Raw genomic sequence first — 26,037 nt, 5'->3', positions numbered from 1 at the left:
ACCAAAATTAGATGATTTATTTTTTATCGAACACTTTCCTTTGAAAGAAACTCTTCGTAACATCCTTTTAATTTATTGCTTTGGCGAACCACTTCTCCAAGAACAATAATCGCTGGTGAACTTAATCGTTGTTCTTCTACGATATTTAAAATGGAGTCTACTGTTCCAATTCCTACTTTTTCATTTGCTGTTGTTCCGTTTTGAATAATCGCTACAGGTAAGTTTCCTTTGTCTTGTTTTTGAAACAATTCGATGATTTGAGGCAACTTATGCATGCCCATCAAAATCACAACTGTTGCTGATGACTGCGCAGCCAAGGCTACATCTGCAGACATCTTTCTATCGGAAGTTGTCCCGGTAATCACCCAGAAACTTTCAGAAACTCCTCTTTTGGTGATCGAAATCCCCTGGCTCGCCGGAACGGCAACTGCCGAAGATATCCCTGGAACAACAAATGTCGGAATGCCGAAACTTTCACTAAATTCTATTTCCTCGCTTCCACGTCCAAAAATAAAAGGATCTCCCCCTTTTAAACGCACCACATTTCCATAGGTTAATGCATTATCCACAATCAATTGATTGATTTGATCTTGCGTATAAGCGTGATCTCCTATTTTTTTTCCAACGAAAATCTTAATGGCATTTTTAGGAGCGTGCGCTAATATTTCATCATTGGCCAATGCATCGTACAAAACCACATTCGCTTCAGCTAGTGCTTTTACGGCTTTCAGTGTAATCAAATCCGGATCTCCAGGACCTGCTCCAACTAAAGTTACTTTGGGTTTTATGGTATTAAGCATTTGCTAATTCTTGAGCTCTATATTTTTCTATGGTATCAAAAAATGCAATTCCTTCTTGAATATATTTTTTCGCAAACGCTTCAGAAGGTTCAGTTTGATTGATTTGATATACTAATTCCCTGAATGTTGTTGCCAATTCAATCTTAGATGTTGCTGTAAAAACGGTATCAAATAAATCAACAATTCCTGCGTGGTTATTTGTTTTTTCGTTTTCAGAAAGCAACAAGGCTTTGGCACCATTTACAAATCCAGCGTAAGCGTGATAAATAGCATCTGACCATTTATTTTCATCGAATGATTCTTGTGCAAAAGTCAATTTATCTTTTGCCTCTAATAATAAAGTAGCTACTAAATCAATTACAACACCAGCACATTCTCCAACTCCAACTGCTTTTACATAATTATCGGCATTACCCCAGTCAATAAAATCAGCTTCAGTTAAATTGGTTACATCAGCGAAAGGTTTTAAAATTTCATAGAAATATTTCTCTCCTTTTGCATCATAATAATTTAGGAATTTTTGTCCGTTGGCATTGGCATCAAAATCATTTAAGATGGTACGCAAAGCATCTGGCCCTCTACGACTAGGGATTTTGATCACTTTATCAGCAAAACGACCAACTCCATTTCCTAATCTTCCTCCACCTAACAAAACTTGTAAAGCTGGAGCCACTAATTTCCCTGAATTAATCGACATTCCTTGAAAACCAATTGCAGACATATTGTGTTGTCCACAAGCATTCATACAACCACTAATTTTTATTTCAATTTCCTGATTGTTTAAATACTGAGGATATTCAGCTTTTAAGACTTTCTCTAATTCGTCTGCAATACCCGTACTGCTTGCAATTCCTAAATTACAAGTATCTGTACCTGGACAAGCTGTAATATCTGCAGTAGAATTATAACCAAGATCCACAAATCCAAGTTTACTTAATTCTTGATAAAAGAACGGTAAATTAGCTTCTTTGACGTGTCGAATGACAATATTTTGACGCAATGAAAAACGCAATTCATTTGCTGCATAATTTTTAATTAAATCAGCTAATAGTCTGGCTTTATCAGTATAAAAATCTCCTAATAAAACTTTTATTCCAATGGTATAATACCCGCTTTGTTTTTGCGCAATTACATTGGATTTCTTCCAAGCTTCATACGCCTTAGTATCTTCAATAGTTACCATCGGAACCGTTAATAACGGCTCTGGAATTGGTGCATCAAAAGCAGTAGTATCAATTTCGTAGGTTTCAAAGGCGATCGCCTTTTTCTCTTTTTCAACCAAATCCAAAAAGACATCTTTTCCGATTTCTTTGATTAAAAATTTCATACGTGCTTTCATTCTTTTAGCACGTTCTCCGTATCTGTCAAAAATACGAATTACGCCTTCAGCCGTTGGAATGATTTGGTTAGCAGGTACAAATTCTGAAAGCAATTCAGCATGCGCTGGCTGCGAACCTAATCCCCCACCTAATAATATTTTAAATCCACGAACGCCATCTACAATTTTAGGAATAAATCCTAAATCGTGTAAATAACTCAAAGCGGTATCTTCATCAGAAGAGGAAAACGAAATTTTGAATTTACGCCCCATTTCTTGACAAATAGGATTTCTCAATAAATATTGAAACATCGCATGTGCATATGGCGAAACATCAAATGGCTCATTTACATCTACACCAGCCAATTCGCTAGCGGTAATATTACGAACGGTGTTTCCACAAGCTTCACGTAAAGTAACATCATCTTTGGCTAAATTGGCCCAAAGTTCTGGAGTTCTATCCAAACTCACATAGTGAATCTGAATGTCTTGACGTGTAGTGATATGCAAGCGTCCTGTAGAATATTCATCAGAAACCTTAGTAATACGCACCAATTGCTCACTGGTCACTTTACCATATGGCAATTTAATACGAATCATTTGAACACCTTCTTGACGTTGTCCATAAATCCCACGTGCTAAACGAAGGCTACGAAAACGTTCATCATCAATTTTTCCTCCACGGAATAAATGAATCTTTTTCTCCAAATCGATGATTTCTTTCTGAACGATCGGATTTTCTATTTCTGTTCTAAAACTTTCCATTTTCTTTTTTGCTTTAGGCTTTAAGCTATACGCTATAAGCTTCCTTTAAACTTTGTTCTTTTCTACCTAAGGCTTATTGCTTAAAGCCCATTGCTCTTATCGAATAAATCCTACTCCTGCGGTTGTATTGGTAGCGGTATCAATTAAGATAAAAGCTCCGTTTGATTTATTATCGTTATAGGCATCAAAATATAATGCTTTACTTAATTTGATACTTACTTCTCCTATTTCATTGATCGCTAATTCGCTTGCTGGAGTAGTACCTGAGTAATCCGTTGCGATGGTATTTTTGATACTTTCAATTTTAGCCAAAACTCTATTGGTATTGTGCTGTACAATATATTTAGTTCCTGGAACTAATTTCTTAGCATCCATCCAACAAACAGTTGTCGTGATGTCTTTTTCTATTTTTGGAAGTTCCGCTGATTTTACAATCATATCTCCTCTGGTTACATTGATATCATTTTCTAATTCAATAGTAATAGAAGAACCGGCAACAGCTTCCTCATAGGTTTTATCAAAGAAATGAATCTTCGCCACTTTTGATTCCGTTAAAGAAGGTAAAACTGTTACGGCATCTCCAACTTTAATCGAGTTCCCATATAATTTTCCAGCATAACCTCTAAAATCATGGTACTCTTCTGTTTTTGGACGAATCACTGTTTGAACTGGGAAACGGGCTTTTCCTGTTTCAAAAACATCTGAAGAATGTAGTCCTTCTAAATGCTCTAAAACGGTTTGACCTTCATACCATGTCATGTTCTCTGATTTATCCACAACATTTCCACCATTGATTGCACTTAAAGGAATATAACTTACGTTTTGTTCTTTAAAAGTACTTTTCGCGTTTAATGCCTGGAAATCTGCTTTGATTTTATTATAAACTTCTTCTGAATAATCGACTAAGTCCATTTTGTTGATCGCCACGATCACCTCTTTTACTCTCAATAAATTATTGATAAAAAAGTGACGGTAGGTCTGTTCGATTACCCCTTTTCGAGCATCAATCAAAATGATGGAAACTTGTGAAGTCGAAGCTCCTGTAACCATGTTACGCGTGTATTCTACGTGTCCAGGAGTATCGGCAATAATGTAACTTTTCTTAGCAGTCGAAAAATAAATATGTGCTACGTCAATGGTAATTCCTTGCTCTCTTTCTGCCACCAATCCATCTGTTGCAAGGGAAAAATCCAAGTAATCATATCCTTTTGCCTTACTGCTTTTTTCTATGGCTTCAATTTTATCTGTAGTCAATGATTTTGTATCGTACAATAATCTTCCAATCAAAGTACTTTTTCCGTCATCTACACTTCCTGCTGTTGCTATTTTTAAAACTTCCATTCTTGTCTATTTTGTTCAGATCTAAAATTTCTGAGTAAGCCGTTAATGCTTTCTTCTAAAGTTTAAATCTTATGTTTTTTTGAATTTTACTTTTTACAATGTCCTTTTCTGCGATTTAAAAGTATCCTTGTTGTTTTCTTTTTTCCATTGCTGCCTCAGAACGTTTGTCATCAATTCTGGCCCCTCTTTCAGAAATAGTTGATGTTCTAATTTCACCTACTACTTCCTGAATTGTTGCAGCATACGAATCAACCGCAGCAGTACAAGTCATATCTCCAACGGTTCTAAAACGAACAATTCTTTCTTCGATTTGTTCGTCTTTTTCTTGGTACACAAAAGGAGAATGTGACCAAATTAAACCGTCTCTCAAAAAAACTTTTCTTTTATGTGAAAAATAGATAGATGGAATCTCGATATGTTCTTTTTCGATATAACTCCAAACATCTAATTCTGTCCAGTTTGAAATTGGAAAAACACGAACGTTTTGTCCATTTTCTATTTTTCCATTCAAAATATCAAATAACTCAGGACGCTGATTTTTTTCATCCCATTGACCAAAATCGTCACGAACTGAAAAAATACGTTCTTTAGCTCTTGCTTTTTCTTCATCACGACGTGCACCACCAATACAAGCATCGAACTTAAATTCTTCAATAGCATCTAAAAGCGTAATGGTTTGTAAAGAGTTTCTACTAGAGTATTTTCCAGTTTCCTCCACAACCTTTCCTTCATCAATCGCATCTTGAACATTACGAACGATCAATTCTAAGCCTAATTCCTCAACTAATTTATCTCTGAAAGCAATGGTTTCAGGAAAATTATGTCCTGTATCAACGTGTAAAAGTGGAAAAGGAATTTTTGCTGGGAAAAATGCTTTTTGCGCCAAACGCACTAATGTTATAGAATCTTTTCCTCCAGAGAAAAGCAAAACAGGTTTATCAAATTGTGATATTACTTCTCTGAAAATGTATATTGCTTCGCTCTCAAGAGCGTTTGTTTTTAATACTGAACTCATTGTTATCTTATTTAAGAGCTTCAAGTTTTGTCTCATCGGTTTGACAACCTCATCTAAAACTATCCACTATTGTTTTTATACCCTCTGTACTTTTTTATTGTTCTTTTTTTGCACTATGCAAACCACATTCTTTATGACTAGATTCCCACCACCATCTTCCAGCTCTTATATCTTCATCTGGGGAAATTGCTCTTGTACACGGTGCACAGCCTATACTGACGAACCCTTGTTTGTGCAAAGCATTTTGTGGGACATTATTTTCTGATAGATACTTTTCAACTTCCGCTAACGACCATTTTAACAATGGATTAAATTTAACTATCTCGAAATTTACGTCATATTCAAACAATTGTAAATCGTTTCTATTCTCTGATTGCTCTGCTCTTAAACCCGTTATCCATACTGCATTTCCAGACAATGCTTTTCTAAGAGGAACCACTTTACGAATAAAACAACACTCTTTTCTATTCTCCACCGACTCATAAAAACTATTAGGTCCTTTTTGTTTTAACAAGCTTTCCACAGCAGCTGCTTCAGGAAAATAAACCTCAATTTGTTTTTTATACTTTTTTAATGTTTTATGAAAAACATCATAAGTCTCTTGAAACAACCTTCCCGTATCTAAAGTGAAAATCGTTATATCTGCTTTACTTTTCGCAATAAAATCGGTAATAACCTGATCTTCCTGACCAAAAGAAGTGGAGAAGATCACCTTCCCTGGATACGCCTCTGCTAAAAAAACCAATGTTTCTTCAAGCGAAAAATCTTTCGTTTTATCTACTATTGACTCTACTATCGATACACTCATGCTATTCTTAATTTAAAATCTAAAAACTATTACCCTATCGGCTTAATAGATTACTTCGCAAAAGTACTACTTATTTCTAAATATCAAAACAATATTTCAATTTTTTACATCGCTAATTTTCTTCTAGTTACGTCAAATGGTTCTTTTTAGGATTTAACAAATTGTATCGTTAAGTTAAAAAACGTATTTAACTGCATTTCAAGTATATAAGTGATCACTTTTCTTTACTTGTGATAATAAAATTCTAAAGTCTACCATATCTATAGGATAATTATAAAATAGTTGTTATTTTTACCAAAAAATTTTTATGGATTTCCAAATAGGTCTTGTAATTGCAGGTTTAGTTGTTGGCTTTATCGTCGGCTTAACTGGTGTAGGTGGTGGTTCGTTAATGACACCTATTTTATTATGGTTTGGAATTCCTCCAACAACAGCCGTTGGGACTGATTTACTATATGCTGCCTTTACCAAAATGGGAGGTGTATTTGTACACCATAAAAAAGGCAACATCAATTGGTCTATTACAGGATGGCTTACTTTGGGAAGTGTTCCAGCATCCCTATTAACTTTATGGATTCTCAATAGCATCAAAACAGATATCACTACTATAAATGCCGTAATCAAACATAGTTTGGGTTGGGCACTGCTTTTCACATCAGTGGCCATTTTATTCAAAAAGCGACTACTGGTATTCTCTCAAAAACATGCTGGTGATCGATTTCACCGTGAAAGCCGCACACAAAACATGTTAACCATTGCCATTGGCGTTTTACTAGGAGCGACCGTTACACTGACTTCCATCGGTGCTGGTGCCTTAGGAACGGTTACCTTATTTTTTCTTTACCCCCTTTTAGTGACACCACGTTTGGTAGGAACCGAAATTGCTCACGCCGTTCCTTTAACTCTTGTGGCTGGTATTGGACATGCCTCCATGGGGAACCTAGATTTAACCCTATTGGCTCAGTTGTTACTGGGATCACTTCCTGGTATTTTCTTAGGCAGCATATTAAGCGGTAGAGTACCCGATTTATTCCTCAGAAATGCTATTGCGGTGATGCTATTCCTAGCGGGCTATAAATTACTTTTTTAGACTGACGCTATTTAAAACATACAGATCAACACATAAAAAAAATGACCATTTCAAAATATCGAAATGGTCATTTTTTTTATGTATTAAAGTAGCAATATCTAAAATGCAATATCTGCTAGAGAATTACTCTCCAATATTTTAAGTGTATTATCACGCACTTGGGTCATTAAACGTCGAGCAGCACAAGAGGTTTCATCATCACAATCATCGCATTTTTCATAAAAGTTATGACTCGCACATGGCAGTAACGCAATAGGCCCTTCCAAGATGCGATATACTTTGGCCATACTGATCTCTTTTGGATCTTTAATCAGATAGTAACCACCACCTTTTCCTTTTTTAGCCCCTAGAAAACCAGAATTTCGAAGCAGCAACAAAATACTCTCCAGAAACTTAATGGAAATATGCTCACTTTTCGCAATTTCAGCAATTTGTACAGGCTCGTTATTCTCGCGTCTGGCCAAATAGGTTAAAGCCTTAATTCCGTATTTTGTTTTCTTTGAAAGCACGTTCGTTATTTTTTAATTGTTGATTTTAGATTTCTAACCTATGGAAATGGCATCGTATAATTCTTCAACAAAAATATGCTTTTTGGATGAAGAATTACAAAAGAATAAAAAGGATCCCCGATCCATCAATTTAAACATCCGTTTCCTTGTGCCCTATACTATTGAATTCATGAAACAATTGAACACTTTCCTCCAGCGATTTTTTATCCACCACATAGGTGTCTGAATTGGAATCATGCCAGCCTCTTGCATTTCCTAAAAAAGAATAACTATCAAAAGGAATTAAACGACTCAAAGTCCTTTTACAAATGGTTCCAAAACTGGGCTGCTTTCCATTGACATCAACCACTATGGTACCGGTAACAAATTTTCCTAAAGTTCGTCCGAAAAAACCTTCTAGTAAAATATAATACAGCAATGATGCTATAAAACCAATACAATTCCACCACAACTCACCCAAACCACTCATCCAACTACGGACTGCATCTAGACCCAAAACAGAGGTAATAAATTCGATTACCATTCTGGCTCCCACTAAGAAAAGTACAAAAAAAATAAGATCTAAAATAGAATTTAAAAATCGTCTTCCGCTTGACACTAATAATTGATGATCCAGAATATAAGTAGTGTTGCTCATGTTAAAGTACTTTGATTTGTAATGCTTTAAACAAAAATATACTTTTTAACCAAACAAATCTAAAACAGAATAACGATTTTTAACAGTATTAATTCTACAGTCAAAAATCGTTATTCAAAACCTATTCTTTTGAAGAATCCCTAAGAAAGTGCTTGCTTTAAATCAGCAATGATATCTTCTATGGTTTCTAAACCAACAGAAACACGCACTAAACCTTGTGTAATACCCACTGCCAATTGATCTTCTTCTGATAATTTACTGTGTGTAGTTGAAGCTGGATGCGTTACAATTGATCTGGTATCTCCGATATTGGCAGACAACGAGCAAAGTTTAATGGCATTCAAAAATTTTCTTCCTGCTTCGATTCCGCCTTTTATTTCAAATGCAATGATGTTTCCACCTAGTTTCATTTGTTTTTTGGCAATTTCATATTGTGGATGCGATTTCAAAAACGGATACTTCACGCTATTTACATTAGGATGCGCTTCTAGAAACTCAGCCACTTTTAAGGCGTTCTCACAGTGTTTCTCCACACGAATAGCTAGCGTTTCTAAACTTTTGGATAACACCCAAGCATTAAATGGCGACAAAGCTGGTCCTGTATTTCTTGAAAATAAATAAATCTGTCTGATTAAATCTTCACTTCCAACAGTAACTCCTCCTAAAACACGACCTTGACCATCTATTAATTTAGTAGCGGAATGCACTACCAAATGTGCTCCAAATTTAATAGGCTGCTGAATATATGGTGTTGCAAAACAGTTGTCAATAATTAAAATCAGATTGTGTTTTTTCGCAATATCTCCCAACAATTGCAAATCAATTATATCACAACCAGGATTTGTAGGTGACTCTGCATATAATATTTTTGTATTCGGCTGAATGAAACTCTCAATGGTTTCAGGCTTGTTGATATCAAAATAAGAAGTTTCGATATTCCACTTAGGAAAATAAGTCTTGAATAAGGCGTGAGTCGAGCCAAAAACACTACTAGCCGATACAATGTGATCACCCGAATTTAATAAGGCCGCAAAAGTAGAATAAACCGCTGCCATTCCAGTTGCAAAAGCATAACCTGCCTCAGCACCTTCCATTTTACAAATTTTATCTACAAATTCAGTAGTGTTCGGATTGCTAAAACGACTATAAATATTTCTTTCTTTTTCTTCTGTAAAAGAAGCTCTCATGTCTTCTGCATCTTCAAATACAAAACTTGATGATAAGTATAATGGCACCGAATGCTCTAAATACTGCGTTCTTTCTAATTGCGTTCTAATGGCTTGAGTTTCAAAGCCAAATTCTTGTTCGTTCATTCTTTTATGTTTTTCTTGTTCCAAGTTCACCTCATCAGAGAAAACCAAAACTTTATCATTAAACTAAAGTGATTCGTTGTTCAAAACAACTTTATAATTTACAGTGGCTGTTGGCTCTATCGTTTTACTAACTGAGCAGTATTTCTCAAAAGAAAGCTGCGCAGCACGTTTGGCTTTCTCAGGATCAATATCCCCTTCTAAATAAAAAACCACATTGATTTCTTTAAAAGGTTTTGCCTCGCCAACTTGTACACGCTCTCCTTCAACCTCAGCATTAAATGCCTTTATTTCTTGACGTTGTTTTTTCAAAATCGAAATCATATCAATTGCGCTGCAACCGGCAACTCCCATCAATACCAATTCCATTGGACTTGCACCTAAATCGCTTCCGCCAAATTCAGCTCTACTATCAACATCAACTACATGACCACGTTCATTCTTTAATTTAAAATGAAACGCGTCGTTTACTCTGTTTAAGGTTACTTTCATGTTTTTTTGTTTTTTGTTTTATTTTGCTTTCGAAAAAGCCATTTTTATTGCCATTGAAGTCAAAACTCCAGCCATAAACCATTTCTGAACTTTTAACCATGTTGGTTTTGTTGCAAAAAATAGTGCAATTTTTGATGCTGCCAATACAATTATAAAGTTGACAGTAAAACTAATTGTTACCTGGGTAAGACCTAATTGCAAACTTTGTGTCATAATTGAACCGTATTCTGGTTTTATAAATTGAGGAAAAAACGACAAATAAAACACAGCGATTTTAGGATTCAAAATACTGGTTAGAACCCCAATTCCAAACAGCTTACGAGGCCTATCAATACTTAAATGATCATTTACTTCAAACATATTTCCCCCATTTGGTTTAATTGCTTGAAAAGCCAAATACAAAAGATAGACAACTCCTAGTGTTTTAAGAACGGAGTAGGCAAAAGGGACTGCAAACAAAAGTGCCGTTATTCCAAATGACACTAAAACCACATGAAATAAAATCCCCACAACTATTCCTGCTAGAGAAATTACCCCTGCCTTTTTTCCTTGAGTAATTGACCTGGAAATCAAATAAATCATATTTGGTCCTGGACTAATTACCAAAAGAAATGCCGCTAAAATAAAGCCTATAAGCTCACTAAATGGAATCATTTTTATCCTTTAAAATTTTCAATTAAGACATACAACCATAATATGTTTGGTTGTTTCACTAGCACTCTTAGCCGCCTTGCGAAAAAACGGTGCAGCAAATTTACAATCTTAAATCATTATCCTTTATCTGACAATCTTAAAATATCCCCAAAAACCCCTCTTGCCGTTACGGCAGAACCTGCTCCAGCTCCTTGTATTACAATTGGACGATCTCCATAGGATTCCGTATAAATTTCAAAGAAAGAATCCGATCCCTTCAATCCACCCAAAGCTGTATCTGAAGCTACAGAAACCAATTTCACTTCCAAAACGCCTTTGTCATTTTGTAAATCTCCAGACAATTCCCCTATGTATCTCAAGACATGATTCGGTTTTTGATCGGCTTTTATTTTGTCATAAATAGGATCAAACTCTTTTAGCTTAGTCAAGAATTCAGTAACATTCCCTTCGCGTAAATGTTCCGGAATTAAATTCTGAATGGAAATTTCCTCAAACTCATTTTGCAGATCCAGCTCTCTAGCCAAGATTAATAACTTTCTTCCAACATCATTCCCACATAAATCCTCACGAGGATCTGGTTCTGTATAACCATTGTCGATTGCTTCTTGTAAAATTTCGCTAAATGGAGCCTCTTTTGCTGAGAAATTATTGAATAAATAACTCAATGTTCCCGAGAAAACACCTTTTATTTTAGTAATATTTTCACCTGAAAGGTGCAATAATTTTATCGTATCAATTAATGGCAAACCAGCACCAACATTGGTTTCGTATAAATAATTCTTTTGGTTATCTGCCAATGCTTTTCTCAATTCTTTATAAAAACCATAACTCAATGTATTGGCTACTTTATTGGAAGAAATTAAATCAAAACTACTTTCCACTAGAGGAACATAATTCTCTACAAAAGTGGCACTTGCTGTGTTATCAATCGCAATTAAATTTTCCAAATGATGATCATTAGCATACGCAATAATATCCGCTATTGTATAGGCAACCCCTTTGTCTTGAATATCATTTTTCCAGTCTGCACTTACACCATTTTTATTCAAAAGCACTTTTTTAGAATTCGCTATAGCAAAAACATTCAGCTTGACATCTTTGCGTTTTTCAATTGCAGCAGCCGATTCTAATATCTGATTTATCAGCGTCCCCCCTACTAATCCATGTCCAAAAACGGCTATGTTGATTTTTTTAGAAACCCCAAAAATCTCTCCGTGGATTACATTTAACGCTTTATGCAATTCTGATTTTTTGACCACCAAACTCACATTTTTACCCGTAACCGTATTGTTAAACAAAATCGGAACAATCTTATTTTTAATCAAAGCGGTATAAGGCTTATGGAAAGTACTTAAATCTTGACCAATAATCGAAATAACCGAAACATTATCCGTTACCGTGATCTGATTGACATCTTTCGAATAAAAATCATTTTCAAACTCTTTTTCTAATTCGATCATCGCTGTTGTTGCCTTATCAGTTGCCACAACAAGTCCTATTCCTCTTTCAGAAGAACCTTGAGAAATAATACTCACACTAATATTATGGTCACCCATAACTTTAAAAATTCGAGCATCCACTCCTGCTTTTCCAAGCAATCCTCGTCCTTCCAAATTTACTAAAGATAAGTTCTCTAAAACTGAAAGTGTTTTGATTCCTTCTTTCGCCGAATCAGAAGTGATTAAAGTCCCTCTGTTTTCATGATTGAACGTATTCAAAATACGAAGCGGAATGTTTTTTTCTAATAGTGGAATAATTGTTTTCGCATGCAAAATAGTCGCGCCAAAATTAGCCAACTCATTGGCCTCCGTAAACGATAAATATTCGATTTTCTTGGCATCGGCCACTAAATCTGGATTAGCCGTATAAATTCCATCAACGTGCGTAAAGTTCTGAAGTTCTTCGGCATCTAAATAATTAGCAATTAAGGAGGCCGTATAATTACTACCATTTCTTCCTAAGGTAGTAGTATCATTATTATTGTTTGAACCAATAAATCCCGTTACTATATTAACCGTTGATCCATTATGCTGTTTAAAATAATTGATGACGTTTTTCTTAGAAAGTTGCTCTAAAGGTTGAGCGTCACCAAATTTAGAGTCCGTTTTTAGCAAAGCTCTTGAGTCAACAAAATTAGCAGGAATTCCTTTTTCCAATAAAATAGCCGTCAACAATTTAGCCGAAAGCAATTCACCTTTGGATAAAATCTGATCTTTAATCTTATTACTATAATCTCCAATTAAGCTCACCCCTTCAAAAAGTTTATCTAAAACAGCGAACTCTTCAGATAAATCGACTTGAGGATAATCTGATATTTGATACGTTTTAAAACCTTCTAGTAAGGTTTTATAATCTCCATTTTTAGATGCAATTCTTAAAATATCCTCTAATTCGTCTGTCGCATTTCCACGCGCTGAAACAACAACAGTTATGTTTTCACCTTGATTAACTTTCTCTGTAATAATCGAAACCACTTTATTAAGTCCTTCTCCGTTTGACAGGGATTTACCACCAAATTTTAATATTTTCATCTTATTTTTTTATTGTTTCTGCCTTAAAAATATCGGCAAGTAAATGATCTAATTGTTTGTACTCGATTAAAAAAGCATCATGTCCATGTACCGAATCAATTTCGCTATAATAAACATTGTCTTTAAACTTCTTTAATTCCTGATAGGTTTCCTTATTTTCTTTTGCTGTGAAAAACAAATCCGAATTAATTCCAATAATATGAATCGCAGCAGTTGTTTTGGACATTATACTTTCGAAATCTTCTCTATTCCTGGTAATATCAATGGTTTTAAGCAATTGATTCATCAATTTATAGGAAGACAATTGGTAGCGTTTCTGTAACTTTTCACCATGATGCGCCAACCAACTTTCTATATTAAAAACAGCAAGGTTTTCATTAGCGGTACGCTGAAATTTTTCTTTAAATGATTCAGGTGAACGATAGCACAACATGGCATGAATTCGGGCATCTTCAATTGGTCGTGATGAATTTTTTAAGATTTGCTCTTGCAAAAAACAATTGGCAATCATCCAATCTGTTGCTTTCCAATCCGTAGCAATTGGAATCAAATTTTGAGTTATCTCAGGAGCTAAGGCCAACATCTCCCAGGCAATTCCGCCACCTACAGATCCCCCAATAATAGCATAGAGGTCATCTATCTTTAAAGTTTCTAATCCTTTAATGAAAATTCGGGCAATATCCCTGGTGGTAAAATCCTGGTGGTTTTCGATACTAAACGAATCATTTCCGTTACCCGGAACATTGAATGCCAGTACCGTATACAGCTGAGTATCGATTGTTTTTCCCTCGCCAATTAAATCATTCCACCAACCGTTTTCACCTGTTACTTGAGCATTCCCTGTCAAGGCATGATTAACCAAAACAATTGGAGCGCTATGTAAAGGCAGACCAAAAAGTCCTAAACTTAAAGGTAAGGAAGAATAAAATGCACCATTTTCGGTGGTGAAATCTTGTATGCTAATAGGGTTGGGTATATTTTCCAATTTTCAAATCTTTTGTATTACTTGATTTGTATGTGGAAATATTAGAAAGAAAGTCTAGAGAGAAACTAGAAAAATTCTTATTGTTATCTTTCCACGTTTGGGCGTGGTAGAATGCAGCACCTTCTTCGATTTAACGAAGGGTTGCTAAGGATTCATCGGGTCTAATCCCTCGTCCTTTCTTTATAACATTTCAATACGTTTTTGAACTTAAAGGTGCAAATTAACTACTAATTTCTTAAACAAACAAATTTTATCGAAACTGATTCCGCAATTCCTTAAACATAATTCAAACTAAAACTATTATACGCAAAAAGTTACCGAACAAATTGCCCAGTAAATTTAAGCAGGTCTCCCCTATTTTATGATCCTTTTTGAATTAAATAAAAAGGGTCTCATTCTCTTTAGAATACATCAAAAAAGTTAATGAATTTGGCGCTTTTTTTTCAGCTTTCAAACCCATATCGGTAATACCGAATCTAGGATCTATCAATTCATTTGTTGGTGGCGGATTGTTTCTTTTCGCTCTCAAATTTTTCAATGTAGAAAATCTTTTCGTTAAGTAGTTTGCTATGCTCATGATATTTAAGTTTTAGTTAGTTCTCGTTTTTAAATCTTTATTATTGTTTGTTTATTATTTTGTTAAGGCAACCAAATGAAATAAAAAAACCCTTTTGGGTTTTGATACCAAAAGGGTTTAAGTTTTTTTGAACTTATAAATACTTTTGGAATCAACAGACGTGTACGCAAATATGTGCGACATTAAACATTTTGTTCATCTGTAGGGATTTATTCATCTTTGATTTACTTGCTATTTTAAAAAATTCTTGCATTTGTTTAATTTTATAAGCTTCTCGAAACTATTGAATACCTTTTTCTTATTCTTCTTTTACAATTCACAAGAAACCAATTCATTCAACGGTCTTATCCGATGTACCTCAACTATTGGTTATTATTAAATCTTATCTTTTCGATAGTTTTAGGTTTTACAAATATGCGAATATTTTCTTGATAACACAAGTGAGAATCAGCAAATTAATTTAAAAAAACGTTAAAAAACAGCATTTAAACGTTAAAAAACATCTTACAAAAACCACAATTTAACGTTTTGCAGTAAAAACCTACATAACTCGTCTAAAACTTTCTTTTTTCAATATACCAAAGAACTACTTAAACCTATTGCTTTTTACACCAACCAAACTGCCTCTTTCATTTTAATTTTCTCCGCTACTTTCAAAATATCCGCTATTACTCCTCTCGAAATAGCTTGCTTACCTGCTGACGCACCCTGAATAACAATAGGAACATCCCCATAGGATTGTGTATAAATTTCTAAAATAGTATCCGAACCTTTTAATTGTCCGAGAGCTGAAGTAACTGGTTCCGAAACCAATCTAACCGCTAAAGTATTTTCCTCCAGATCGAATTCCCCTACAAATCGCAAAACACGATGATCCGCTTGGGTTATTTTAGTAATTTTAAAAGACGTATCGACCGACTCTTTATTAAGGATGCCGTTCTTCTTCAGATGCTCCTCTTTAATAAGGGGACTAATTTTTACATCAGAGAGCTCGAAATCCTTCCCAATTTCTCGGGTTAAAATCAATAGTTTTTTCGCCGTATCGTTTCCAGACAAATCTTCCGTAAAAGTAGACCGCATTAATCCCAGTAGACTGGCATCTTTTAAAATGGACGAAAAAGCAGTTTCCTCAGCTGAAAATCGATTAAATACATAACTCAAATTATCAGAGAAAACCCCTCTTATCTTGGTGATCTTTTCCCCTGAAGAATACAAATCTCTGAGCGTTTGCAAAACCGGAAATCCTGTATCTATTGATGTTTCATATAAAAACTCTTTGTCATACTTCTTTAGATTTTCTCTGATCTCTTTGTACAACGCTATAGGTAGTGTATTGGCTTTTTTATTCACCGCCACTATATTAAACCCATTTTGAATTAACGTATTATAATGGTGAATCAGCTCATCGCTGGCCGTAGCATCCACAGCAATTAAGTTCTCAAATTCATTTTCTTTAGCAAAGGCAACAATATCTTCTACTTTAAAAGGAACTGCTAATCGCCTAAAATTGGTTTCCCAAGCATAACCTAACCCTTCTTTCTCAAAAAAAGCTACGGTCGAATTCGTAATCACCGGAAAATGAAAATCAACATTGTTACTTTTCAGAAAAAAGTCCTGGCTTTCGATGATTTGATTAATTAAAGTGCTTCCAATATTTCCGATTCCAAAAAGGACAATATTTATTTTGAGCTTTGACATAAATTTAATTTTTAAAATCCCATCTAGATTAATTGAAGTCTATAAGTCACAACAGTACCTAAACCACTAAAGTAGCTTCGCTTTATCATGCGCTTTTATCACCTATAGGACTTAAAATACTTAATGACCTCCATTCCTATACTGAATCTCTTTATAAAAAATCACCTCTAGCAAACTCACATTGCTAAAGGCAATTTTTAAACAAAAAACAAACAAAAACTTAATTTTTAATACTGTATTGAGATTGTGCAACGCTTATAAAAACAGCTTTCAAATCGGCAATTAAATCGCTAATATCCTCGATTCCAACCGAAAGTCGGATTAAGTCTTTAGAAACCCCTGTAGCAACTTGCTCTTCATCCGTTAATTGCTGATGTGTTGTACTAGCAGGATGAATAATCAGTGATTTTGTATCCCCAATGTTTGCCAATAAGGAGAATAATTGGGTTTCATCGGCCACTTTTTTAGCCGCTTGAAAACCTCCTCTTAATCCAAAAGTAACAATACCACTTTGTCCCTCTGGCAGATACGCCTGAGCTAAATCATAATATGGACTAGATTTCAATCCTGGATAATTCACCCATACCACCTCATCTTGTTGCTCCAGCCACTGCGCTAAAGCCAACGCATTTTCACTGTGTTTTCTAATTCGGATAGGCAATGTTTCTAAACCTTGAATGATTTGAAAGGCATTAAATGGACTTAATGCCGAACCAAAATCACGCAATCCCTCAATTCTTGCTTTTGCAATAAAAGCAGCATTTCCTAAAGCTTGATGGTAGATCAATCCATGATATCCTGCCGAGGGCTCTGTAAATTCAGGAAATTTTCCGTTCGCCCAATCAAAGGTCCCAGCATCCACGATCACCCCTCCTAATGAAGTTCCGTTTCCTGAGATGTATTTGGTTAAGGAGTGAATCACAATATTCGCTCCATGCTCTATGGGTTTTAATAAATACGAAGTAGCTACAGTATTGTCTACAATAAAGGGTACTTGAAGACTTTTGGCTACTACCGAAATCCCTTTCAGATCCAACACATCTAATTTTGGATTCCCCAAAGACTCAATAAAAATAGCCTTTGTATTTTCCTTGGCTGCTTTCTTGAAATTCTCTGGCTGGGAAGGATCAACAAAAGTGGTCGTAATCCCCAAACGTGGCAGCGTTACTTTTAACAGGTTATAGGTCCCTCCATACAAACTGTTCGAAGCCACAATATGATCCCCTGCTTTTAACAAGGTTAACAAAGTGGTACTAATTGCCGCTGCTCCAGATGCTGTAACCACTGCTCCAATTCCACCTTCAAGTGCCGCCAGTCGTTGTTCCAAAACATCATTGGTCGGATTGTTTAATCGGGTGTAAATAAATCCGGCTTCAGCAAGACCAAACAAATTGGCGGCATGATCCGAATCATTAAAAACATAAGAAGAGGTTTGATAAATAGGTACAGCTCTAGTGCTACCATTTTTTGTTACATCATGTCCTGCGTGTAGTGCGTTTGTTGCGAATTTTTGTGTGCTCATGGTTTTATTTTTTAATTAATTAATATAATGGTGTGTTGATATGACTTTATTTTTTTTATTTAAACAAAAAGATCTTCCTCTTCGTGTAGGTACATCTGAAACAATAATGAATTTAATTCACTGGAATGCAACTCTCCTTTTAGCTTCCTTCCCTTTTTGTTTCTTTGGATAGTGCTAAATATTTTTTTTAAATCAGTTTTAGACAGTGCTCGAATCGCTGTTGAAATTTTATTTGATGTTTTCATGATTATAGTTTAAGTAGTGAAATAAAAAAAGCCCTTTCGGATGGCTACCAAAAGGGCTTATAGAACTAACTATAACAAAGATTAAATCTTTCACTTTTGGCAATAGCAAATTGGGATGCACATACACATCATCTTACAACACATCATCATTTTATTTACTATTGAATTATTCATCTTATTTATTTCTCTTATTTCCCTACCCTATTTAGTACTGCAAAAGACGAGACTTTCAATTGTCTCAACCCCCTTAAAAGTCTTAAACAGCATAAGTTAGATTTCTCTCAAAAAAAAAGCCCCTGCTAATTGCAGAGGCCTTATTGTTCTATTTTAGTTTTAGATACTAAACAATAGTGCGCTCTGCGGAAGACTCCGGCATCATGCAACACATATTTTTAATAACTAAGTTCATTTCTCTTATTGTTTTGTTTGGCAAATTTGAGAACTTTTTTCCAAACTACCAAACAAAAACAAAAATTATTTCCATTACCCTATCGAATTAGTATGATATGTTAAATTTATCCTTATAAAATTAAAAAAAACAGAACTTTAATTTGCAAATCAAAATGGTTTTATACCTTTGCAGCCGAATACAGAGGAAAAATTTGAACTGATTGCAACCTCTTCATAATGAAATGGTTCGTTATGAATACTGAAAATTAGATTTCGGTAGTAAAAAATGCTAAAGCAGAAACTCTCCTTTAGCCCTTTTTAGCAATTATTTTTTCTCACTTAATTTTAATTTAATAAATTATTATGGCTTATTTATTTACGTCAGAATCTGTTAGTGAAGGGCATCCAGACAAAGTTGCAGATCAAATTTCGGATGCATTAATTGATAACTTTTTGGCATTTGATGCTGACTCAAAAGTAGCTTGTGAAACTCTTGTTACAACGGGTCAGGTAATTTTGGCAGGTGAAGTAAAATCGAATACCTATCTAGATGTTCAGCAAATTGCGCGTGAAGTAATCCGTAAAATCGGATATACGAAAAGCGAATATATGTTTGAAGCAAATTCTTGTGGAATACTTTCAGCTATTCATGAGCAATCAGCAGATATCAATCAAGGTGTTGACAGAGCTAAGCCAGAAGAGCAAGGTGCAGGTGACCAAGGAATGATGTTTGGTTATGCAACTAACGAAACTGAAAACTACATGCCATTGGCACTGGATCTATCTCATAAATTACTACAGGAATTAGCCATTTTAAGACGTGAAAATAAGGAAATCACTTATTTACGTCCAGATGCTAAATCTCAAGTAACTTTAGAATATAGTGACGATAACAAACCAACTCGTATTGATGCGATTGTAATTTCGACTCAACACGATGATTTTGATGAAGAAGCTACTATGTTGGCTAAAATCAAAAAAGATATTATCGAAATTTTGATTCCAAGAATCATTGCTAAAAATCCAGCTCACGCTCATTTATTCAATGATAAGATCAATTACCATATCAACCCAACAGGAAAATTTGTTATTGGAGGACCTCACGGAGATACTGGTTTAACAGGAAGAAAAATCATCGTAGATACTTACGGTGGAAAAGGTGCTCACGGTGGTGGTGCATTCTCTGGAAAAGATCCAAGTAAAGTAGATAGAAGTGCTGCTTACGCTACACGTCATATCGCTAAAAATTTAGTTGCAGCTGGTGTAGCTGACGAAATTTTAGTACAAGTATCTTACGCAATTGGAGTTGCTCAGCCAATGGGTATTTTTATTGATACTTACGGAACTTCAAAAGTGAATTTAACTAATGGTGAAATCGCTAAAAAAGTAGAAGCTATCTTTGATATGCGTCCTTACTTTATCGAACAACGTTTAAAATTAAGAAATCCAATTTATAGTGAAACTGCTGCTTACGGACATATGGGACGTACGCCAGAAACGGTAACTAAAACTTTCTCTGCCCCAGGTGGACATGTAAAAACAGTTACAGTAGAATTATTCACTTGGGAAAAACTTGATTTTGTTGACCAAGTAAAAACGGCTTTTGGATTGTAATACAATCCAAAAACATTTATATACAAAGAGAGGCTATCTACATTTTAGATAGCCTCTCTTTTATTTCAGAAAACCGTAGTTTTATCTTTCCAATTTAACATCAGGCAATGTTTTAGGACGACTGGCATCATTGGACAAAATCCACCCTGTACGATAGATCCACTCGGTCATTTTATGCAATTTTACGAAGTTAATATTTTCGGACTCATCCATCGGTGTGTGATACTGACTGTGCAAAACGCTGGTATAAAAAACCGAAGGAATTCCTTTTTTCGCATACGGCAAGTGATCCGAACGAAAATAAAAATATTCTGGATGCTCAGGTCTGTCCCAAAGTTTATCTAAATCAAATTTTGGTCCCTCTTGATTTGCCCTTTTGGCAATAGCCACTAAATCAGAAGAATTTTCATGAGGAGAAGACGAACCCAATAAAGCAGCCTGATTAACATCATTCCTTCCAATCATATCTCCGTTTAAAACCGCTACTATGGCTTGCTCAGGAACTGTCGGATGCGCCGCATACCATCTCGATCCCAACAAACCTCTTTCTTCTGAACCATGGAACACAAACAAAGAAGTTCTTTTTCCAGGTTGTTTTTTGTAAGCCCTAGCAATGGCCAACATCGCCACGCAAGTACTTGCATTATCATCAGCTCCATTATAAATAGAATCCTGACCGTATTTCTGCCTCACACCATCATGATCCTGATGCCCACTAAAAAGAACAAATTCTTTTTTTAGTTGAGGATCCGTTCCTTCAATTTTACCTACCACATTAACAGAGGGATATTTATAGGTCTCCGAAATAACTTCAGTAGACAAACGATCTGTAGTGTTTCTTAAATATTCTAATTGATCACTGTGCACCCAAAAAATAGGCATAGTAGCTCCAATTTTATCACGTAAACCCTCAATTCCGTATATCCCTCTAGTCATTTGAGGCTCTACTTGAGACCAGCTTTCTTCCGCTAATGCATCAGCCACCATGATCAGCGCCACCGCTCCCTTTTTAACGACCAGATCGTAATATTTATTTCTAACAAGACCAGGATAACGTCTGTCAAAAAGAGAAATGTCGTCTGCAATCCCTTCTTTAGAAGCTAACAACACCACTGCTTTACCTTTCACATCCGCTTTCTCAATCGTTTCTTTTGTAGCTGCCCCTAGATACACCAATGGAGCATCCACTTTAATATTGGTGGTTTCCGCTACCAAAACATCCTTCCACAATTTATATTCTTTGGATCCAATTTTAAATTTTGTATTTGGAGTCACCTGATGCCTGTACAAATCAAAAAACTGAAAAAAGGTTCCATCATCACCAGCTGGAGACATGCCCGCTTCTTTGGCTTTGTTGGCCAGCCACATTGACACTTTTAATTCATCTAAAGTTCCAGCCTCTCGACCATTAAAATGATCTCCTGCCATCTCGTACATATCTGTTCTAAGATCTTTGTCCGTAATAGCAGACACTAACGGTTTCTTAACAGCTTGCGAAAAAACAACAGTACTCCAAGCGATCAAAACGACGATCATTATATTTTTCATAGGTTTCAACTTAGTATTTCAAATTTACAAATTTACCATCAGAAACAACGGCTTATGAAAAGATTCCTGATTTCGAACCCATTGTGATTAAGCTCGCCAATCAACAACTTCTTTTTCATCACGCTAATTTGTTGTCTTTTAACGATCTTCCCCATACAAGTTCTGCCATACTTTCCGAATTTAAAGTTTCAAAAAAAAACGTTTGACAAATTCTACTACAAACACTAAATTTTAGCTATTTTTACAAGCAAAGAAATCACAAATAATAAAATCGTAAGACCGTAATGCACATAGCAATAGCAGGAAATATAGGAGCAGGTAAAACAACTCTAACCAAATTATTAGCCAAACATTTTAAATGGGAACCCCATTATGAAGACGTTGTTGATAACCCCTATTTAGATGATTTCTACCACCAAATGGAGCGCTGGTCCTTTAATTTGCAGATTTATTTCTTAAACAGCAGATTTCGTCAAGTGCAGCAAATTCGCGAAAGTGGTAAAAAAATCATTCAGGACAGGACCATATATGAAGATGCTTATATTTTCGCTCCCAACCTATATTCAATGGGACTCATGACTAGTCGTGATTTTGAAAATTACACTTCATTATTTGAATTGATGGAATCATTAGTAAAAGCACCTGACTTATTAATTTACTTAAGAAGCTCAATCCCCAATTTAGTAGGTCAAATTCACAAACGTGGACGTGATTACGAAAACTCCATTTCGATCGATTATTTGAGTCGCTTGAACGAAAGATACGAAGCCTGGGTACAAACGTATACCAAAGGAAAACTCATGATTATTGATGTTGACAACATCAATTTCGTAGACAACCCAGAAGATTTAGGAAATATCATCAATAGAATAGATGCCGAATTAAACGGATTATTCTAAAAACTAATTCATAAAAAATGCCTCTAAATTTAGAGGCATTTTTCATTTATCAATAACAGACCCTTTTACTTAAAAGCTTTAATTTTAGCCTCTACTTCAGCCTTAGTTCCTTTAAAAGTCGCTGTGGTCGTTTTTCCACCTACGGTTTTAGTAACTTTTGCCACAACTTTACCATTCTGTTCTACCATTTCAACGCGTTCAGAACCCGATTGCATTTTATATTTACTCGTATCAAAACAATCCGTTTTGGTATAAAGATATTTATCCTTTGCATCATAATGAGCCAAACATTTTGCCGTCTCCTCAGCTGAACATCCTTTTTCGAGGCACATTTGAGCGCATTCTTCTCTGGTCATAGTAGCCAATTTTGCCACATCCATTTTAGATGAATATCCTCCGGCATGCATAGTACTTTGTGCACAACAGGCCTCTTTCCCAGCCATAGCGGAAGCCGAATGCCCATCTCCTAAAATAGGGGCCATCACCAAACCAATCAAACAAGTTAATTTAATTAAAATATTCATCGATGGACCAGAGGTATCTTTAAATGGATCTCCTACCGTATCTCCAGTCACTGCTGCCTTGTGCGCATCGGAACCTTTATAGGTCATTTCTCCATTAATCATCACTCCTGCTTCAAAAGATTTCTTGGCATTATCCCAAGCCCCTCCAGCATTGTTTTGGAAAACAGCCCAAAGCACACCAGAAACGGTAACTCCAGCCATATAACCTCCTAACATTTCTGCGATTAATTGATTATTATCTCCGTAAACCAATTTCCCTAACAACACTATAGCAATAGGAAAACCAATGGTTAAAATACCCGGAAGCATCATTTCTCTCAAGGCGGCTTTAGTAGAAATTTCTACACATTTTCCGTACTCCGGTTTTCCAGTTCCTTCCATAATACCTGGAATTTCTTTAAACTGACGTCGTACTTCATACACCATATCCATGGCTGCTTTTCCCACCGAATTCATCGCTAAAGCGGAAAACACCACCGGAATCATTCCACCAACAAACAACATCGCTAAAACCGGAGCTTTAAAAATATTAATTCCATCGATACCTGTAAAAGTTACATAGGCCGCAAACAAAGCTAATGAGGTCAATGCTGCAGAAGCAATGGCAAAACCTTTTCCTGTTGCCGCTGTCGTATTTCCAACAGAATCTAAAATATCGGTTCTGGTACGAACCTCTTTTGGCAATTCACTCATTTCTGCAATTCCACCGGCATTGTCCGATATAGGACCAAAAGCATCAATAGCCAATTGCATGGCCGTTGTAGCCATCATCGCTGATGCTGCTAAAGCAACTCCATAAAAACCAGCTAGCGCATACGAAATCCAAATGGCGGCCGCAAACAGCAACACCGTTGGAAATGTAGAAATCATTCCCGTTGCCAAACCTGCAATGACATTTGTTCCTGCACCTGTTGATGATTTTTGTACGATAGCCATAACCGGTTTTGTACCTAGGCCCGTATAATATTCGGTAACAGATGAAATAGCACCACCCACTACTAATCCTACCAAAGTCGCATAAAACACACGCATGGAGGAAATCGCTTTAGATCCTTCACCAAAGAAGCTCATTTGCATGGTTTCTGGCAACATATATTGTACTAAAAAGAAACAAGCGATTGCCGTTAAAACAATCGAAACCCAGTTTCCAATATTCAATGCTTTTTGAACTTGCGCCTCTCTGGCATTATCATCGGTTATTTTCACCAAAGTAGTTCCTATAATAGAAAATAGAATTCCAAAACCAGCAATGGACATAGGCAATAAAATAGGCCCAATTCCTCCAAAAGCATCTTGAATATTTCCACCCATATCCTTAATCACGTAGTTTCCTAACACCATGGCTGCCAAAACAGTCGCTACATAAGAACCGAATAAGTCAGCTCCCATACCTGCAACGTCCCCAACGTTATCTCCTACATTATCCGCAATTGTAGCTGGATTACGAGGATCATCTTCCGGAATCCCAGCTTCTATTTTACCCACTAGATCGGCACCAACATCGGCGGCTTTTGTATAAATACCCCCACCCACTCTGGCAAACAAAGCAATAGATTCCGCACCAAGAGAGAAACCCGCTAAAGTTTCCAACACTTTGGTCATATCTTCAGATGAAGTCCACACTCCATTCATAAATACCTGAAAGAAAACAATAAAGAATCCTGTTAGACCTAAAACAGCTAAACCGGCAACCCCTAAGCCCATTACCGTTCCACCGCCAAAAGAAACCTTTAAGGCTTGTGGCAAACTCGTTCTTGCTGCTTGAGTTGTTCTAACATTTGTTTTAGTAGCAATCTTCATCCCCATATTCCCCGCTAAAGCAGAGAAAAAAGCCCCAAAAACAAAGGCTACAACGATTAAAATATGTGTAGTAGGGACAATAAATGAAACTCCAGCTAAGACCAAACTGGCACCAATTACAAAAAAAGTTAACAGGCGATATTCTGCTTTTAAAAAGGCAAGTGCCCCTTCGTAAATGTGATCTGAAATCTCTTTCATTTTGCCATCACCAGCATCTTGTTTTAATACCCAAGTCCTTTTTATTCCCATGAAAAGTAATCCTATAATTGCCATAACAATTGGCAAATAAATCATAAATAAATTCATAATATCCTAGTGGTTTTGGTTAATAGTCAATAAACTAACTAAAACGAATTTAAACAAAAAAGCAATACTCCTGACGGAGTATTGCTTTTTTTATAATAGAATAAGGACTAAAAATTATTTAATACTAAATAATCCTTCTGGTTTGTTTTCGATATCATTAAAGCGTTTTGTACACTCAGCAATGATTGCAAATGCTTCGTTTACATCTCCCCAACCTTCAACATCTACTTGTTTGTTCTCAAGATCTTTGTACACTTGGAAGAAATGCTCGATTTCTTTCAATAAGTGTGGATTAATATCTGAAAGGTTTTCTAATGAATTCCAGATTGGATCCGAAACAGGAACACAAATAATTTTTTCGTCTGGTCCTTTATCATCTGCCATATGGAAAACTCCAATAGGCTTCACTTCCATTACACATCCAGGAAAAGTTGGTTCATTTACTAAAACCAATACATCAAGAGGATCACCATCAAGAGCTAAAGTTTCAGGAATAAATCCGTAATCAGCTGGATACATCATTGAAGAGAACAACATTCTATCAAAACGCATTCTTTTGATTTCAAAATCGTACTCATATTTATTTCTGCTTCCTCTTGGTATTTCGATCAATACATCGAAAGTCGTTAGTTTGTCTGCCGTCATTTTCGTTTTTTATT

22 protein-coding genes and 1 riboswitch are annotated in these 26,037 nt (G+C 35.7%); of the genes, 3 read left to right on the top strand and 19 right to left on the bottom strand.

Annotation, left to right across the window (positions count from 1 at the left end):
• Positions 1–23 precede the first annotated feature (23 nt).
• The 5 genes from cobA to AC51AA_RS15050 form a co-directional block, all read right to left on the bottom strand.
• The gene (gene cobA, locus AC51AA_RS15070) at positions 24–800 is read right to left on the bottom strand and encodes a uroporphyrinogen-III C-methyltransferase (protein ID WP_500703049.1); all 777 of its coding nucleotides are present in this window, start codon (positions 798–800) and stop codon (positions 24–26) included.
• Positions 793–2,883, bottom strand: a complete 2,091-nt coding sequence (locus AC51AA_RS15065; RefSeq protein ID WP_500703048.1) for a ferredoxin-like domain-containing protein — start codon at positions 2,881–2,883, stop codon at positions 793–795. Before AC51AA_RS15065 ends, cobA begins: the two co-directional genes overlap by 8 nt.
• A 96-nt stretch (positions 2,884–2,979) precedes the next feature.
• A complete protein-coding gene (locus tag AC51AA_RS15060; protein WP_500703047.1) occupies positions 2,980–4,224 on the bottom strand; it encodes a sulfate adenylyltransferase subunit 1 in 1,245 nt (414 codons plus the stop codon).
• Positions 4,225–4,339: 115 nt separating this feature from the next.
• Positions 4,340–5,239 (bottom strand): sulfate adenylyltransferase subunit CysD, encoded by a 900-nt coding sequence (gene cysD, locus AC51AA_RS15055; RefSeq protein WP_500703046.1) that lies wholly within the window; start codon positions 5,237–5,239, stop codon positions 4,340–4,342.
• Positions 5,240–5,333: 94 nt separating this feature from the next.
• Complete coding sequence (locus tag AC51AA_RS15050; RefSeq protein ID WP_500703045.1) at positions 5,334–6,047, bottom strand: phosphoadenylyl-sulfate reductase; 714 nt, start codon at positions 6,045–6,047, stop codon at positions 5,334–5,336.
• Between the two features lie 307 nt (positions 6,048–6,354).
• Between AC51AA_RS15050 and AC51AA_RS15045 the strand changes: the two genes are divergently transcribed.
• Positions 6,355–7,137 (top strand): sulfite exporter TauE/SafE family protein, encoded by a 783-nt coding sequence (locus AC51AA_RS15045; protein WP_500703044.1) that lies wholly within the window; start codon positions 6,355–6,357, stop codon positions 7,135–7,137.
• 98 nt (positions 7,138–7,235) lie between these two features.
• Here the strand turns inward: AC51AA_RS15045 and AC51AA_RS15040 are convergent, their stop codons facing one another.
• From AC51AA_RS15040 to AC51AA_RS14990, 11 genes are all read right to left on the bottom strand, one after another.
• The gene (locus AC51AA_RS15040) at positions 7,236–7,646 is read right to left on the bottom strand and encodes an RrF2 family transcriptional regulator (protein ID WP_500703043.1); all 411 of its coding nucleotides are present in this window, start codon (positions 7,644–7,646) and stop codon (positions 7,236–7,238) included.
• Positions 7,647–7,776: 130 nt separating this feature from the next.
• On the bottom strand, positions 7,777–8,283 hold the full coding sequence (locus tag AC51AA_RS15035; RefSeq protein ID WP_500703042.1) for an RDD family protein: 507 nt from the start codon (positions 8,281–8,283) through the stop codon (positions 7,777–7,779).
• Positions 8,284–8,423: 140 nt separating this feature from the next.
• Positions 8,424–9,596, bottom strand: a complete 1,173-nt coding sequence (locus AC51AA_RS15030; RefSeq protein ID WP_500703041.1) for a trans-sulfuration enzyme family protein — start codon at positions 9,594–9,596, stop codon at positions 8,424–8,426.
• A gap of 63 nt (positions 9,597–9,659) precedes the next feature.
• Positions 9,660–10,085 (bottom strand): OsmC family protein, encoded by a 426-nt coding sequence (locus tag AC51AA_RS15025; RefSeq protein WP_500703040.1) that lies wholly within the window; start codon positions 10,083–10,085, stop codon positions 9,660–9,662.
• A gap of 18 nt (positions 10,086–10,103) precedes the next feature.
• Positions 10,104–10,739: a LysE family translocator gene (locus AC51AA_RS15020; protein ID WP_500703039.1), complete on the bottom strand. Its 636-nt coding sequence runs from the start codon at positions 10,737–10,739 to the stop codon at positions 10,104–10,106.
• A gap of 116 nt (positions 10,740–10,855) precedes the next feature.
• Complete coding sequence (thrA, locus tag AC51AA_RS15015) at positions 10,856–13,270, bottom strand: bifunctional aspartate kinase/homoserine dehydrogenase I (protein WP_500703038.1); 2,415 nt, start codon at positions 13,268–13,270, stop codon at positions 10,856–10,858.
• A gap of 1 nt (position 13,271) precedes the next feature.
• On the bottom strand, positions 13,272–14,255 hold the full coding sequence (locus AC51AA_RS15010) for an alpha/beta fold hydrolase (RefSeq protein WP_500703037.1): 984 nt from the start codon (positions 14,253–14,255) through the stop codon (positions 13,272–13,274).
• A gap of 80 nt (positions 14,256–14,335) precedes the next feature.
• Positions 14,336–14,444: riboswitch (SAM riboswitch) on the bottom strand.
• A gap of 187 nt (positions 14,445–14,631) precedes the next feature.
• Positions 14,632–14,832, bottom strand: a complete 201-nt coding sequence (locus AC51AA_RS15005) for a hypothetical protein (RefSeq protein WP_500703036.1) — start codon at positions 14,830–14,832, stop codon at positions 14,632–14,634.
• A gap of 606 nt (positions 14,833–15,438) precedes the next feature.
• Positions 15,439–16,530: a homoserine dehydrogenase family protein gene (locus tag AC51AA_RS15000; protein ID WP_500703035.1), complete on the bottom strand. Its 1,092-nt coding sequence runs from the start codon at positions 16,528–16,530 to the stop codon at positions 15,439–15,441.
• A 220-nt stretch (positions 16,531–16,750) separates the two neighbouring features.
• Positions 16,751–18,052 carry an O-acetylhomoserine aminocarboxypropyltransferase/cysteine synthase family protein gene (locus AC51AA_RS14995; protein ID WP_500703034.1) on the bottom strand — a complete coding sequence of 434 codons (1,302 nt, stop codon included), beginning with the start codon at positions 18,050–18,052 and terminating at the stop codon, positions 16,751–16,753.
• A gap of 59 nt (positions 18,053–18,111) precedes the next feature.
• The gene (locus AC51AA_RS14990) at positions 18,112–18,297 is read right to left on the bottom strand and encodes a hypothetical protein (RefSeq protein WP_500703033.1); all 186 of its coding nucleotides are present in this window, start codon (positions 18,295–18,297) and stop codon (positions 18,112–18,114) included.
• A 753-nt stretch (positions 18,298–19,050) separates the two neighbouring features.
• On the opposite strand from AC51AA_RS14990, the gene metK reads away from it, so the two are divergent.
• Positions 19,051–20,301, top strand: coding sequence for a methionine adenosyltransferase (metK, locus tag AC51AA_RS14985; RefSeq protein WP_500703032.1), 1,251 nt, complete (start codon positions 19,051–19,053; stop codon positions 20,299–20,301).
• Positions 20,302–20,382: 81 nt separating this feature from the next.
• Here the strand turns inward: metK and AC51AA_RS14980 are convergent, their stop codons facing one another.
• Positions 20,383–21,849, bottom strand: a complete 1,467-nt coding sequence (locus AC51AA_RS14980; RefSeq protein WP_500703031.1) for a M28 family metallopeptidase — start codon at positions 21,847–21,849, stop codon at positions 20,383–20,385.
• A 284-nt stretch (positions 21,850–22,133) separates the two neighbouring features.
• Between AC51AA_RS14980 and AC51AA_RS14975 the strand changes: the two genes are divergently transcribed.
• Positions 22,134–22,748, top strand: coding sequence for a deoxynucleoside kinase (locus AC51AA_RS14975; protein WP_500703030.1), 615 nt, complete (start codon positions 22,134–22,136; stop codon positions 22,746–22,748).
• Between the two features lie 65 nt (positions 22,749–22,813).
• Here AC51AA_RS14975 and AC51AA_RS14970 read toward each other — a convergent pair whose 3' ends face one another.
• Both AC51AA_RS14970 and AC51AA_RS14965 read right to left on the bottom strand, forming a co-directional pair.
• Positions 22,814–25,378 carry a sodium-translocating pyrophosphatase gene (locus AC51AA_RS14970; RefSeq protein WP_500703029.1) on the bottom strand — a complete coding sequence of 855 codons (2,565 nt, stop codon included), beginning with the start codon at positions 25,376–25,378 and terminating at the stop codon, positions 22,814–22,816.
• Positions 25,379–25,492: 114 nt separating this feature from the next.
• Positions 25,493–26,023 carry an inorganic diphosphatase gene (locus tag AC51AA_RS14965; RefSeq protein ID WP_500703028.1) on the bottom strand — a complete coding sequence of 177 codons (531 nt, stop codon included), beginning with the start codon at positions 26,021–26,023 and terminating at the stop codon, positions 25,493–25,495.
• Between the last annotated feature and the right edge of the window lie 14 nt (positions 26,024–26,037).

Source organism: Flavobacterium sp. OHVDL-2026-0007 (genome assembly GCF_059882335.1).
The sequence above is the reverse complement of the archived record's forward strand: the minus strand, read 5'-3'. Positions and strand labels throughout refer to the sequence as shown.